We start from the raw sequence: 13,320 nt of genomic DNA, 5'->3' as shown, positions 1-13,320 counted from the left end.
TCCTTCGCCGCTCCAAAGCGTACGGTCGGGGCGTTCAGGCGCACCCATTCCACACTGGTCGGCGCGTTCCCCTCTGCTCGGCGCGATGGCGTCGGAAGGAGCCACGTGGATACGACCATGCACATCGATCTGCCGACGGATGCAGGATCCGCGGCGGTCGTGACGATCGTCTCGGTGCCCGCAGGGCACCCGTATGTGCAGCAGGCCACTGCGGACCCGCGCGTGGCGGTCCTCGACGACCCGATCGCGCCCGGTTCGGATCCCGCGGTCTGGTGGCCGCCGGCGGCCCTCGATCCGGCATGGATCCGTGCCTACGCCGATGAGGCGTCGCTCCTCCACATCCACTTCGGCACGGAGTCGTTCCCCGCCGGGCACCTGACCGCGTGCCTCGACGCGGCCCACGCCGCCGGGTGGCCGGTGGTGTTCACCCTGCACGACCTCGAGCACCCGCAGCTCGGCGACAGCTCGGACTACCTGGCCCAGCTCGATGAGATCATGGCGGGCGCCGACGCCGTCACGACGCTGACAGTGGGCGCCGCCCACGCGGTGCGCGATCGGTGGGGTCGCCAGGCGACCGTCATCCCGCACCCCTCGGTCCTCCCCCGCGACGCGGCGATCGAACCGGCCGTCGGCGCGGGACGCGTCGTCGGCGTCCACCTCAAGGACCTCCGGCCGAGCGTCGACGGGCCGGGAACGGTGCGGACCCTCGATGCGGCGCTCACCGCGCTCCGCGACGCAGGCCACGACGTCCGCGGCGAGGTCCGTCTGCACCCGCGCGTTCGCGACGCAGATGCCGCCGCCCAGGTCCGCGCGTTATGCGAGGCATCCGACACCCTCGACCTCGTCGAGCACGAGCGGCTCGACGACGCGGAGCTCTTCGCGGCCCTGTCGCGGCTGGACGCGTGCGTCCTGCCCTACCGGCACGGCACGCACTCGGGATGGCTCGAACTGTGCTGGGACCTGGGCGTCCCCGTCGCCGCGCCGACCGTGGGATTCCTCGCCGAGCAGCACGACGACGGCACGGTCGCATCGTTCTCGCGCGGGAGCGCGCCCTCGCTCGCGGACGCACTGTCGATGCTCTGGACGGCGCCGGCGTCGCGTCCGGCGAGCCCGGCACGCGATGCGCTGGTCGAGCAGCGTCGCGGCGTCCGATCCGTCATGGATGCCGCGATCGCCGAGCGCCACGCGGAGCTGTACCTCTCGCTGCTCGAAAGCCGCACCGCGTGAGTGCCCGTCCGCTCCGCATCGTCGTGATCGCACCGCTGCGCTTTCCGATCCGCCGTCCGCACGCCGGCGGTCTCGAGTCGGCCGTCTGGGCCGAGGTCGACGCCCTCCGCCGTCGGGGGCACGAGGTGACCTTCATCGCTCCGGAGGGGTCGGACTTCCTCCCCGACGCGAACGTGTTCCGTCTGCCGCCGGTGGTGTGGCCCGAGGGGGCGCGCCCCACCGACAAGACCTGGCCCGAGAGCTACCACCGCGACAGCGCACCGGCGCTCGGCCGCGCCCTGGACGAGGTCGCGTCTCACCCCGAGCGGTACGACGTGATCTCCAACCACTGCCTCGATGCCCTGCCGCTGCGGCGCGCGCCGCAGCTCGGTGTGCCCATGGTCACGACCCTGCACACGCCGGTCGACGGGTTCGCGGTCGCCGCGCACACCGCGGCGGGCGGAGCCGGATCGCACTTCCTGTCCGTGAGCACGCACACGAAGACGCAGTGGGATGCCGCCGGTGTCCCCTCCACCCTGCTGCCCAACGGCGTCGACCCTCGTGCGTGGCCGCTGGGCCCCGGCGGTGACGACCTGGTGTGGTTCGGACGGATCGTTCCCGAGAAGGCGCCGCACATCGCGGTGGAGGTCGCTCGGCGTCTCGGCCGTCGTCTCGTGATCGCCGGCAGGATCGGCGACGAGGAGTACGCCCGCGATGTCGTGTTCCCCCTGCTCGGCAGGGACGTCGACTACGCCGGGGAGCTGGCGCCCGAGCCCCTGGCCGACATCGTCGGCCGCAGCGGCCTCGCGCTGGCGACGCCGGCGTGGGCCGAGCCGTTCGGGCTCGTCGGCCCCGAGGCTCTCATGTGCGGTACCCCCGTCGTCGGCTTCGCCGTCGGGGGCGTCCCCGAGATCGCCGCCGCGACGATGGGCATGCAGCTGGTCGCGGCGGACGACGTCGACACGATGACGGAGCGCGCGGCCGCCATGCTGCCGAGTGGAAAGGATGCCGCGTTCCGGGCCGTCGTCCGCGAGACGGCCGAGCGCCGATTCTCGCTCGACCTGCGCATCGACGCCCTCGAGGCGAGCTTCGCGCGGCTGCTCGCGACGGAGAGCGCGGCGTGAGCGGCGGCGCTCCCCGCCTCGGGTGGTACGTCCACCACCACGGCCGCGGACATCTCACCCGACTGCTGGCGATCGCTCCTCACCTGGACGCCCGGGTCGACTGCCTCAGCAGCCTCCCCGCGCCTCCCGACCTGCCCGCGGGATGGACCTGGACCGTCCTGGAACGGGACGACGACGGAGGCGAACCCGTCGATCCCACCGTGAGCGGGCTCCTGCACTGGGCCCCCATCGGGCACGTCGGGCACCGCTCTCGACTCTCGGTCATCGCCGCCGCGGCGACCGACCGCCGGTGGGACGGAATGGTGGTCGACACGTCCGTCGAGGTGACGCTCCTGGCACGCCTGCTGGGGCTCCGCACCGTCGTCGTCACCCAGCCCGGCCACCGGGTCGACCGCCCGCACCTGCTCGGCTTCGCCGCCGCCGACACGGTGCTCGCGCCGTGGGCGCGCGGCATCCTGTCACCCCCGCACCTCGAGGTTCTCGGCGACAAAGTCGTGCACACCGGCGGGATCAGCCGCTTCTCCGGCCGTTCGCCGGTGGGCGACCGGACCGACGAGGTGGTGCTGCTCTCAGGCGCGGGCGGGTCCGCCGTGGGTCCGGCGGCGATCCGGGATGCCGAGAAGGCGACGGGTCGACCCTGGCGGGTTCTCGGCGCGGGCGGCACCTGGGCAGACGACCCCTGGGAGGCGCTGACGTCGGCGGCCGTCGTCGTCTCGTACGCCGGCCAGAACGCGGTCGCCGATCTCGCCGCCGCACGCGCACCCGCCATCGTCGTTCCGCAGGATCGACCGTTCGACGAGCAGCGCGAGACCGGACGCGCCCTGCGCCGCGCCGACCTCGCGCAGGTCTCGGACGAGTGGCCGGGCACCGCGGCGTGGCCGGAGCTCGTCGAGCGCGCGTCGAGCGCCCGACCGGAGTGGGAGCGGTGGGAGGTCGCCGGCGCGCCGCAGCGCGCGGCTGCGGCGATCATCGAGACGGTGCGGGGCGACCGGTGAACGTCGCCGTCGTGAGCATGTGCTCGCTGCCGCGTGTCGGGCACCTGCGCGCGCAGTTGCGGGCGCTGGCCGGTGCGCCGGACGTCCGGCGCGTTGTCGTCTGGATCGGCGACGACGATCCGCCTCCACTCGAGGCCGAGACGGTCGTGCGGGTCCCCCCTGGCCCCGCCGGCCTGCGGCTGGCCGCCGGGCGCAACGCGGGGGCCGCCGCGGCCGACGGCGTCGACCTGCTCGTCTTCCTCGACGCGGACTGCATCCCCGGACCCGACCTGTTGCGCCGCTACCGCGAGGCCGCCGAGCGCCATACGGGTGCCGTGCTGTGCGGACCGGTCACCTACCTCGCTGAAGGGGTCGCGGCATCCGATCCCGTCGAACTCGTCGCCCACACTTCGCCGCACGCGGCTCGTCCGATGCCCCCCGACGGCGCGGAACGGATCGCCGCCGCCACGGAATACGCGCTGTTCTGGTCGCTGTCGTTCGCCCTCACACCCGAGACCTGGCGGTGCATCGGCGGGTTCGACGAGGCCTATGAGGGGTACGGCGGCGAGGACACCGACTTCGCGTTCCGGATGCGGTCCCGCGGAGTCCCGCTCGTGTGGACGGGCGGAGCGCACGCGTACCACCAGTACCACCCGACGACATCGCCTCCCTGGCAGCACGTCGACGACATCCTCCGCAACGGAGCCCTTTTCCACCGGCGCTGGGACGAGTGGCCGATGACCGGATGGCTCGAGGCCTTCGAGCGCGGGGGCGTGGTCGTGAAGGATGCCGCCGGCTGGCGTCGTGCCGACGGCATCCGCTCATAGGTGGTTTTTGATCTTCGCAACGGGATGACCCGCCGAGCACCGCAGGTCGTATCCTTCGCTCATGACAGACACGGGGGCGAAGAGATGGTCCCGGGGCCAGCGCACCCGGGAGCTGACGCGCGTGCTGCGACCGGCCGGCTTCGAACGTCGAGGCGACGAGTGGGTCAGGGACACTCCCGAGCTCCGGTGGTGGGTCCATCTCGCTACCGCGAAGTGGGATCCTCACGAGCATCAGCTGGCCGTCGGCTCTCTGATCCTCCGGGACGGCGAGCCCGACTACGATGCCCCTCAGCCGGCGACCTTCGGTCTTCACGACCTGCCCGGCGCATCCCGCCGTGTGTACGTCGACACGGACGACGCTGAGCGGGACCCCCTCGTCCTCGACACCGAGGCACTGCTCATCCCGTTGCTCGCACGGCTGCAGACGATCGATTCCGTGATCGAGATGTGGCTCGCCGGCGAGGTCGCGGCCGGAACCGTCTCGGACAATCGCCCCCTGCAGATCTGGCACGCCTGGATACTGGCGTCGAGGACGGACCGGCGGGCGCTCGCCGACCGAGCGCTCGCAATGGCCGAGACCGTGCGATGGACACCCGACGCGCGGCGGATCCTGGCCGACCTGGGGATGCCCATCACCCGGCCGGCGGGGGACGTCACGCACCTGACCGTCGTGGACCGTCTCGTCCAACGGGCTTACGTCCGCAGGTTCAGCCCCTACGCCGACGCAAAGCGCCTGCCGCTGTAGTGCGGGACCGCTCACCCCCGCGAAAATCGTCCGACTGCCGCTCGGAGATCGGCGGCGACGGGTTCGGGCGCGAAGCGACCGACGCCGGCTGCGGCGCGACGGGCGCGGGTGCGGGCAGCGTCGGGATCGTCCAGGACGCGTGACACCGCCTCGGCGAGGGCTTCCGGGTCCGCCGGAGCCACCTTGAGGCAGTCCGCACCATCGGTGCAGAAGTCGTCGAATCCGCTGCCGGAGGTCACGATCAGCGGCGTCCCGGTCGCCATCACCTCGACGGCCACGTTGCCGAACCCTTCCCACCGCGAGGGACACAGGACGACGTCGGCCGCGGCTATCGCTCCGTAGAGGTCGTCGCCGGCGACGTGCCCGAGGAAGGTCACACGACCTCGAGCCGGCGGCGGCACCCGCTCGAGCAGCTCCTCCCGCGACGGCTCGAACCGGTCGTCACCACCCGCGCCGGCGAGGACGAACCGCGCCGACGGATGCCACGTCCACATCCGCGCGAAGGCCTCCACCCCGTCGACCACGCCCTTCCGCCTTTCCGCCCGCCCGAGGAAGAGGATGATCGGGCCGTCCTCGGCATCGGGCCACCCCCGTGGCAGCTCGGATCGCCCCGCCGCGCGTCGGATCACCCCGACGTCCACGCAGTTGCGGACGATCTCGACGGGGGGAAGGCGCCCCCAGATCCGCTCCGACCGTTCGGCCATCGCTCTCGAGATCGCCACCAGCCCCGCCGACCGCCTGACCTGTCTCGCCTCCAGGGTCTCCTGCAGCCGCACGACCGGACGGCTCCAGACCGGCAGGTCCGCCGATCGCAGCCCCGACACCTCATTCGCGAGCCGCACGCCGGTCGCGAGGTTCGTCACGAGCGGCGCGCCCTGGGGAAGCAGCGAGCCGAGGCCCATCCACTCCGGAAGGAAGACACGGTCGTACGACGCTCGTCCGTACGCTCGGCGGACGATGACGGCCCGGTGGAGCAGGGCGGGCAGGCGCGGCATCCCGTCGGTCCGGTGGACGAAGAGCCGACGGATGCCGGGAGTCGCCCGCACGTCGACGGGACCGTCCGTGAGGACGACCAGATCGATCTCGGCACCCTGGGCGGCAAGGGCGGGGAGCAGTGCGGCGTAGTGCCGTCCGATGCCGCCGGTGTAGGCGGTCACTCCGGCGTACTCGGTCACGGCGACCAGCCAGCGCTCGGCCATCGGGACCGCTTCGGCGCGTTCCGGTGACGGCCGGTTCAGAACGACTCCTCGAACCAGGGGTCGTCCTCCTCGTAGGGATATTCGCCGACCGATGCCGGCGGATGGACGAGCCGATCGTTGCGGCTGAGGAGATCCATGACGGCCGACTCGTCGTCCAGGCGCACAGAGAACCCGGTGTGCGGCGTCGTATAGAGCTGACTCGCGGGCCCGATGAGCATCGACGAGGTCGCAGCGCCCTCAGTGGTCGAGATCGGAACGGTGATGAGGTCGGAGGCCTTCTGCTCCGCGAGGGTCTTCGCATACCGCATCACCGCGTCCGCGACCGCGTCCGTCGTCACGACGTAGCCATCGGAATAGTGAAGCTCGAGCATTGCTCGATGGTGCGCGACGGTCGGGCCACGCGAATGGGGGTCGCGCCCCCGGCATCCGTCTCCTACACTGCGGCGTCGGCGGGCCGCGTCATCGGCACGTGCGGGATGCGGTCCTCGACGTAGGACGGACCGCTGATCGCGAACCCGAACCGGCCGTACCAGTCGGCGAGGTGCTCCTGCGCGTCGAGGACGAACGGCCGCGACGCGTCCTGAGCGATCGCGTGATCGATCGCGCGGCGCATGAGGTCCGCGCCTACGCCGCGGCCGCGGGCGGCGGCACTCGTGACGACGCGTCCGATCCGCCACCGTGAGCTCTCGTCCAGCAGGCGGAGCGTTCCGAGCACGTCGCCGTCCTCCTCCGCCCATGCGATGAGGGCACCGGGCTCGATGTCCCGGCCGTCGAGCTCGGGGTAGGCGGCCTCCTGCTCGACGACGAACACGCCGACCCTCAGCCACAGGATCCGGTAGAGGGTCGTCGCCGGGATCTCGGCGAGTGGAGACAGATGGATGCCGACGGTCACCGTTTCACGCTACGCGACCCGGGACACGGCTCAGGCCCGGTGGAAGGGACAGCGCGTGCCGCTTCCTGCCGATCCGGCCACCCGGACGCGACCGCCGGCTCGGGGCTTGGTCGGCATGCGGCGCTCGTTCACGTCGAGACCCGTCGGAAGGATCGTGAGTCGCGGGTCGCTCATCGCGCTGATGGATGCCGCGAGCCCGGCGATCGCGAGCTTCTCACCCGGGCACCGGTGCCCCGTCGCGACGTCGGCACCGCCGTGCGGGACGAAGGCGGCGATCGCCTCGTAGTCGTCGACGCCGACGAAACGCGCGGGGTCGAAGGTCTCGGCGTCCTCCCACGACCGCTCGTCGGTGTCGGTCCCGAGGATGTCGAGCACGATGCGTCCCCCGGCGCGCACGATGCGGCCGTCGACCTCGATGTCCTGCGTCGCGAACGCGGGAAGCATCGGGACGAACGGCGACGTGCGGCGGATCTCCTGCGCGAACGCGGTCGCGAGCGGACCGCCCCCGAGCGAGCCGCGCTCGGCGACCTCCGCCGCGATCCGCTCCCGCCACTCGGGATGCTCCTGCAGACGCTTCGCCGCGAAGGCCGTGAACCTGGCGACGGCGATCATGGGTCGAAAGCTGTTCTGCAGCTCGATGCCGGCGAGGCGTGCAGGCAGCAGCCGACCGCCGCGGTCGCGGTGCCACGCCCAGGCGTTCAGCGCCGTCCCGGGCTGTGCATCGAGGCGTCCCGCGCGCACCGCCCGGATCAGCCGCTCCGCGTGACGGTCGGACCAGCGTCGGTTCGCGAACGCGAGCAGGTACTCGGGCGAGTACGGCACCCCGAACCCGTCGACGATCTGCGCCTGCCGACGAGCCCACCTCGTCTTGGCGTCGCCGGTTCCCGGCAGACCTGCCCACCGCATGACGGCGCGTCCGAGCGCACCGACCGCCGCGTCGTACGCCGTGTGCTCACCACCGGCGATCCATTCGCCGACCTCGTGCCGCCACTCGCGTTCGAGGTGGGGACGCAGCCGCGCGACCTGCTCGTCCTCGTAGAGCGCCGAGACGAACGTGGCCTTGCGGTGCCGGTGCTCGTCACCGTCGAGGCTGTGCACCGAGTCGTGCCCGAAGAGGGTCTCCTGGATGAAGGGCGGCATGGCCCCGTGCCGCGCGACGCGCTCGTCGTCGTAGAACGCCGCCACGCCCTCGGCGCCGCGGACCAGCAGAGCATCCGAGAACAGCAGCCGCATCGGCGCCGATCGGGCACCCCGCGGGGTGCGCTGCCAGATTCGCTCACCGAATCGGTAGCCGCGGGTCAGGAGCGACGCGGAGTCATCGCGCCAGGCGGGGCGGGAGACGACACCGAGCGTCGGGTCCGTAGAGCGCTCCGCGCGGATCAAGGGGATGGAGGTCGAGGGCTCATCGATGGTCGACATGCCCCGACGCTCTCAGCGAGCAGCGGCCCCGGCCAGGGGTGTGCGTCCGCGGATGCCGTGTGGTACCGGGTTTCAGTCGCAGCCCGCGCGTGCGCCTGAGTAGTACCCGATCGCGGCATCCTCGGGGGATGCGACGGTCCTCTCCACCCCGAGCGCCGACACGGTCACCCGCGGCGCCCTCGGGATGAACCCCGAGCACGCCTCGTATCCGTCGGCGTCCTCGGGGTTCGCCTCCAGGACGACGGTGAACGACTGCTGCCCAGCGGCCGGCACCGGCATCCCCTCGATCGCGAAGACCGCGCCGTCCTCGGCGTCGACGAGCCTCGTCTGACCGTTCGGATTGACCATGGTCGGGCGGACCAGAGAAACGAACTCCTCCTGCATGCCGGGGAGTTCGACCCGCACCGCATCCACGTTCGCCCAGCCGTCGTTCACGACGAAGAACCGCAGTCCGCACGTCATCCCCGCCTCCACCCCCACGACGGGTGCGTAGAACGTCTCGTCCCAGCGGACGTCGCCCGCGCCGAACCAGTCGGACTCCCCCGACGGATCGAGGGTCACCTCGGCGCCCTCACACACGATCGGACGCGCGTCGTACACGATGCGGACCGACCCCACCGCCGTCCACGCCGCGATCTGCCACCCGGCGATCACCACCGCGATGACGCCGACGGCGAGCGCTGTGATCAGAACGGCGCGACGGCTCAGCGTCCATCGCGTCTTCTCCGGCGCCGTCTCGATCCGCGCCGCGAGCATCGTCTCCCCCATGCGCCCATCATGGCAGGCGGATCCCCTAACCTGCGAACGAATCCCCGTCCACCCCTTCCGCGATCCCGCTTCGCCGCGCCACAGTGAGCGTGTGCGATTCGACGACGACCTCGGCGCCTGGGTGGCGCGACAGCGCTGGTACGCGGGCAAGAGTCACGATCCGCGGTTCCGCATCCTCGATGCGCAGCCGGGGCCCGGCGGTGCCACGAGATATCTCCTCATGGACGACGCCGGCGCCCTGCCGACGCTCTACAACGTGCCCCTCGCGGAGGCCGCCCACGCGCCGGACGAGGAGGTCGTCACCACGACCGAGGACGGGCACCGGCTGATCGATGCGACGCGGCATCCGGGGTTCACCGTCGGGCTCCTCGCGCAGATGGGCGTCGACACGAGTCGCGTCACCGGCTCCCGCGTCCTGACCGGCGAGCAATCGAACACGTCGATCGTGTACGAGGTCGACGGATCGCCCACGATCATCCTCAAGCTCTTCCGGACGCTCCACCACGGCGAGAACCCCGACGTGACTGTCCAGCGCGTGCTCAGCGATGCGGGATCGCCGTACGTTCCGACGTTCTACGGCAGCGCGGATGCCGACTGGCCGGACGTCGGCCGCGAGTCCGGCACTGCGCACGGCACCCTCGGGTTCGCGCAGGAGTTCCTGCCGGGCGTCCGCGACGGGTGGGCGATCGCCCTCGACGCGGCTCGGGAGGGACGCGATTTCACCGACGCCGCACGCGATCTCGGTGTCGCCGTCGCCGGGGTCCACGGCGCACTCGGCGAGGCTCTCGAATCCGCCGACGCCACGACCGACGAGGCCGCCGCCGTGGGCCGCGCGTGGCGCCGGCGCCTGGCGATCGCCTCGGCCGAGGTGCCCGCCGTCGCCGATCGTCTCGCCGCCATCGACGCCGTCTACACCGAGGCCCTCGCGCGTCCGTGGCCGCGCCTGCAACGCATCCACGGCGACCTGCACCTGGGGCAGGTGCTCGCCGTACCGAACGGCGGCTGGCGCATCGTCGACTTCGAGGGCGAGCCGCTCCGCCCGATGGCCGAGCGCGCGGTCCCCGATCTGCCGCCGCGCGACGTGGCCGGCATGCTGCGGTCGTTCGACTACGCGGGGGCCGTGGGAGCGGGACCGGATGCCGCGGCGTGGGCGGCCTCGTGCCGAGACGCCTTCCTGTCGGCGTATGACGCTGCGCCGGGCGCGATCGAGCCCGACCCCGTCCTCCTGCGCGCACTCGTGCTCGACAAGGCCGTCTACGAGTCGATCTACGAGGCACGGAACCGCCCGGACTGGCTGCCCGTGCCGCTCGCCGGCATCGACGCCGCGCTCGTCTGATCCGGCGAGCGCGACGTCGGTCGCGTCAGTTCGAGGCGCCGCGGCCCGTCGCCTGCTGCAGGCGATCGATGTGCTCGGAGGCCTCGGCCTTGGTCAGATTCGCGGGGATCTCTTCACCGGCCTCGCGCGCGAGGGTGTCGAGGTAGCTGCGCTGCGCGCCGGTCATCGGCTCGTCGCCGGTGACCCACTCCTCCGGGTCCTTCACGGCGGTGTCGCCGCTCGGTCCGCCCAGCATCTCGGGCGCGTCGGCGTCGGCGGGGTCGTTCTCGGGAAGACTGCTCTGATCGGTCATGACCCGACGGTACGCACGGTCTCCGACATCGCGCGGGGGCTTGCGCTCGGTCCCGTCAGTCCTCCTCGACCTGCGGCTGCAGGAGGAGGAATCGCGCTCCGTAGGGGGGCAGCGACACCGAGAAGCTCTGCAGGTCGTCGACCCGACCGACGACCTCGCCCTGCGCCGCGTCGAAGACGTCGCTCTGCGGCGTCAGGTGCTCGGAGCGCACCGTACCCTCGATCGGCTCGGCCGTGAAGTTCAAGACGGTCACCTGCAGAGGAGCGTCGCCCTCCGGCATCCCCTCGTCGAGACGGTGGACGAGCACGAGCATGCCCGCGTGCGCGACCTCGGGGATGTCGACGGCCGTCGCGGTCGCGATGCCGTACTCGCGGCGCAGGTCGAGGATCGCCGACAGCTTCGAGGCGAACGACTCCGGGTCCTCGAGCTGGGCGGGAAGCGGTCCGTACAGCGCGCGGCCGCGGGGCATGCCCGACGTGGAACGGGTCGCCTCGGGGGCGACATCGAGCAGGTCGTGCGCACCGCGCTCGATCCAGCGCGTGTCGCCGACGCGGATCAGGTCGGCCACCTCGTCGCCGGGGAGCGTCAGCATGCCGACGAGATCCCAGCCCGACAGGGCGAACACCCCCGGCTGCCACGCGTTGTAGGCCGAGAGCAGCAGGTGCGCGTCGCGGATGGCGGGGATCTCGGCCTCGGTGATGTCGTCGAGGGTCGGGATGCCGCGGGTCGCCGCGATGAGCGACGTCGTCGTGCAGGCGATGCCGTTCTGCGTGAAGACGCGGTTGTAGTCACCGGCATCCACCAGCTTCTCGGTCAGCTCCGCGCGGACGACCTCGGCGAGGTCGGCGCCCGTGATGGTGTCGCCGCGGAAGGCGTACTCCTCGTCGGCGTGGCGGGTGGCCCAGTGGACGAGCTCGTATGTGAGCTCGTCGTGGTTCTGCAGACCGTGCACGAGCTGCACCGGCGCGACGCCGAGCGCGAGCGACGACGTGAGCGCGAGGCGCAGGAACTCGGTCTGGCCGGTCGCGAGGGCGTGGTGGTAGCCGGGGCGCCCGATGAAGTCGTACGACAGGTCGGCGCCGACGGCACCGGTGTCGCGGATGTCCTCCATCGTGAGGTTCAGCTCCTGGAACGTGAACCCGCCGACCTTGCGCACCATGCCCGCGATGATGTGGTTGGCAGCGTGCGAGAGCGGGTGACCCTCGGACCACGCCGGCAGCCCCTCGGCGCTCTTCTCCACGCCCAGAAAGCCGTTCGCGTCGAGGCGCAGGGCGCTCGTGCCGAGCTCGCCGAGCGAGTGCAGCGCGTCGCCGATGACGAGGCGCATGCCCGCGAAGGTCGGGTCGAGCCAGTTGATCGAGGGCTGGCCCTGCTTGAAGTAGTGCAGGTACACCCAGCGGCGGGTGACGCCGTCGGGCCCGATCGCGGGCGCCGTCGCGCTCCAGTTGGTCTCCTTCACGCCCGGCGTGTAGAAGATGACGCGCTGCAGGGCGCCGATGATGTACCCGTGCTCGGCGAGAGTGTGCTCGGTCGCGGGGTCGAGGTTGACGCTGTCGTACCCCTCGGGGACCTCGGGCAGCAGGTGCCAGTCCTCGGGCGGGATCGCGACCATGTGGTAGATCCCGGGATAGTCCTTGAACCCCATCTCGGCCAGGCGGAAGTCCGCTCCTTTGCCGGTGTGACCGGGGACGATGTCGTCGATGATGCTGCCGCCGTGCGTGTCGGCCACGTCGCACAGGGCGCGGAACTCGTCCTCCGTGCCGAAGGTCGCGTCGATCGCGGTGCTGATGCGGTCGAAGTGGCCGTCGACGCTGGGCGTCTCGCCCCAGCCCTCGATGCCGCCGGCCCGCTTGACGGGGCCGGTATGGACGGCGGTGATGCCGATCCGCTCGAACACCGACCACAGCTCCTCGTCGCCGAGCGCCGAGAGGAACGACTGCCCGGGTCGCGTGATGAGCGAGATCGGGTACGCCGTGAACCAGACGTCACTGGTCGCGATGGCGCGACGCGCATCGGGCCGCGCGTAGGCATTCCGCCACATGGTCGGCTGGCCGGACAGCTGACGGGCGAGGACGTCGGCATCCTTCAGCATCGACTGCCGCACCAGCCACTCGACGTACGACGGGTTCGTCCCGTTCGCGGTGCGAGGGTCGGTGCGTATGCGGCGCACGCTGCTGCCGCGCAGGTTGTCGCGGGGGCGCAGGCGGCGGGGACGGGCCGGGTAGCGCTGCTCGTCGTAACTGATCTCGGGCATCTCGAGATCGCCGTCCTCGGCCGCGGCGAGCGCCGACAGGTCGATGGGTCCGGTGTAGAGATCCTCGGGTCGGTCGTCCTCATGCGCCATGGAGACCACGCTACGAACTCGCGCGGGTCGGCCGGAAGGGGTGGTGCCGAGTTTCTCGCCGCGATATGGGATGCCTCACTGCCACGCGACCGGCGGCGGGTCAACGGGCGGCCCGGGGATGGATTCACGTGCATAGGCTGGAGGCATCCCTACGGCCACATCGCCGCACGGGCGCGTATCGAAAGGACCATCAC

Annotated in this window: 13 protein-coding genes; 6 read left to right on the top strand and 7 right to left on the bottom strand. The window is 71.8% G+C overall.

All coding sequences use genetic code 11. The features are described 5' to 3' along the window. Positions 1 to 105: 105 nt before the first annotated feature. The 5 genes from ACIQLK_RS04175 (at position 106) to ACIQLK_RS04155 (ending at position 4,876) form a co-directional block, all read left to right on the top strand. A complete protein-coding gene (locus ACIQLK_RS04175; protein ID WP_400363040.1) occupies positions 106 to 1,227 on the top strand; it encodes a hypothetical protein in 1,122 nt (373 codons plus the stop codon). Beyond that, a complete protein-coding gene (locus tag ACIQLK_RS04170) occupies positions 1,224 to 2,330 on the top strand; it encodes a glycosyltransferase (protein WP_400363039.1) in 1,107 nt (368 codons plus the stop codon). Before ACIQLK_RS04175 ends, ACIQLK_RS04170 begins: the two co-directional genes overlap by 4 nt. Next, on the top strand, positions 2,327 to 3,325 hold the full coding sequence (locus ACIQLK_RS04165; protein WP_400363038.1) for a glycosyltransferase: 999 nt from the start codon (positions 2,327 to 2,329) through the stop codon (positions 3,323 to 3,325). Before ACIQLK_RS04170 ends, ACIQLK_RS04165 begins: the two co-directional genes overlap by 4 nt. Next, positions 3,322 to 4,131 (top strand): glycosyltransferase family 2 protein, encoded by an 810-nt coding sequence (locus ACIQLK_RS04160; RefSeq protein WP_400363037.1) that lies wholly within the window; start codon positions 3,322 to 3,324, stop codon positions 4,129 to 4,131. Before ACIQLK_RS04165 ends, ACIQLK_RS04160 begins: the two co-directional genes overlap by 4 nt. 61 nt (positions 4,132 to 4,192) lie before the next feature. Next, positions 4,193 to 4,876 carry a hypothetical protein gene (locus ACIQLK_RS04155; RefSeq protein ID WP_400363036.1) on the top strand — a complete coding sequence of 228 codons (684 nt, stop codon included), beginning with the start codon at positions 4,193 to 4,195 and terminating at the stop codon, positions 4,874 to 4,876. 11 nt (positions 4,877 to 4,887) lie between these two features. Here the strand turns inward: ACIQLK_RS04155 and ACIQLK_RS04150 are convergent, their stop codons facing one another. The 5 genes from ACIQLK_RS04150 to ACIQLK_RS04130 all read right to left on the bottom strand — a co-directional run bounded on the left by ACIQLK_RS04150 (position 4,888) and on the right by ACIQLK_RS04130 (position 9,154). Continuing rightward, a complete protein-coding gene (locus ACIQLK_RS04150) occupies positions 4,888 to 6,075 on the bottom strand; it encodes a glycosyltransferase family 4 protein (protein WP_400363035.1) in 1,188 nt (395 codons plus the stop codon). Between the two features lie 35 nt (positions 6,076 to 6,110). Continuing rightward, positions 6,111 to 6,446 carry a hypothetical protein gene (locus tag ACIQLK_RS04145; protein ID WP_400363034.1) on the bottom strand — a complete coding sequence of 112 codons (336 nt, stop codon included), beginning with the start codon at positions 6,444 to 6,446 and terminating at the stop codon, positions 6,111 to 6,113. Positions 6,447 to 6,508: 62 nt separating this feature from the next. Continuing rightward, on the bottom strand, positions 6,509 to 6,967 hold the full coding sequence (locus tag ACIQLK_RS04140; RefSeq protein WP_400363033.1) for a GNAT family N-acetyltransferase: 459 nt from the start codon (positions 6,965 to 6,967) through the stop codon (positions 6,509 to 6,511). A gap of 30 nt (positions 6,968 to 6,997) precedes the next feature. Next, positions 6,998 to 8,386 (bottom strand): cytochrome P450, encoded by a 1,389-nt coding sequence (locus tag ACIQLK_RS04135; RefSeq protein WP_400363032.1) that lies wholly within the window; start codon positions 8,384 to 8,386, stop codon positions 6,998 to 7,000. A gap of 72 nt (positions 8,387 to 8,458) precedes the next feature. Then, positions 8,459 to 9,154, bottom strand: a complete 696-nt coding sequence (locus tag ACIQLK_RS04130) for a hypothetical protein (RefSeq protein ID WP_400363031.1) — start codon at positions 9,152 to 9,154, stop codon at positions 8,459 to 8,461. A gap of 91 nt (positions 9,155 to 9,245) precedes the next feature. Here ACIQLK_RS04130 and ACIQLK_RS04125 point away from each other — a divergent pair, with 91 nt between their 5' ends. After that, positions 9,246 to 10,490 carry a phosphotransferase gene (locus tag ACIQLK_RS04125; protein WP_400363030.1) on the top strand — a complete coding sequence of 415 codons (1,245 nt, stop codon included), beginning with the start codon at positions 9,246 to 9,248 and terminating at the stop codon, positions 10,488 to 10,490. A 25-nt stretch (positions 10,491 to 10,515) separates the two neighbouring features. Here ACIQLK_RS04125 and ACIQLK_RS04120 read toward each other — a convergent pair whose 3' ends face one another. Both ACIQLK_RS04120 and treS read right to left on the bottom strand, forming a co-directional pair. After that, positions 10,516 to 10,725, bottom strand: coding sequence for a DUF3072 domain-containing protein (locus ACIQLK_RS04120; protein ID WP_400363859.1), 210 nt, complete (start codon positions 10,723 to 10,725; stop codon positions 10,516 to 10,518). Between the two features lie 112 nt (positions 10,726 to 10,837). Beyond that, positions 10,838 to 13,126 (bottom strand): maltose alpha-D-glucosyltransferase, encoded by a 2,289-nt coding sequence (gene treS, locus ACIQLK_RS04115; protein WP_400363029.1) that lies wholly within the window; start codon positions 13,124 to 13,126, stop codon positions 10,838 to 10,840. Positions 13,127 to 13,320: the final 194 nt, after the last annotated feature.

It is taken from the genome of Microbacterium sp. NPDC091382 (assembly GCF_044757025.1).
Classification (GTDB): Bacteria; Actinomycetota; Actinomycetes; order Actinomycetales; family Microbacteriaceae; genus Microbacterium.
This window is presented reverse-complemented; position numbering and strand designations above follow the sequence as displayed.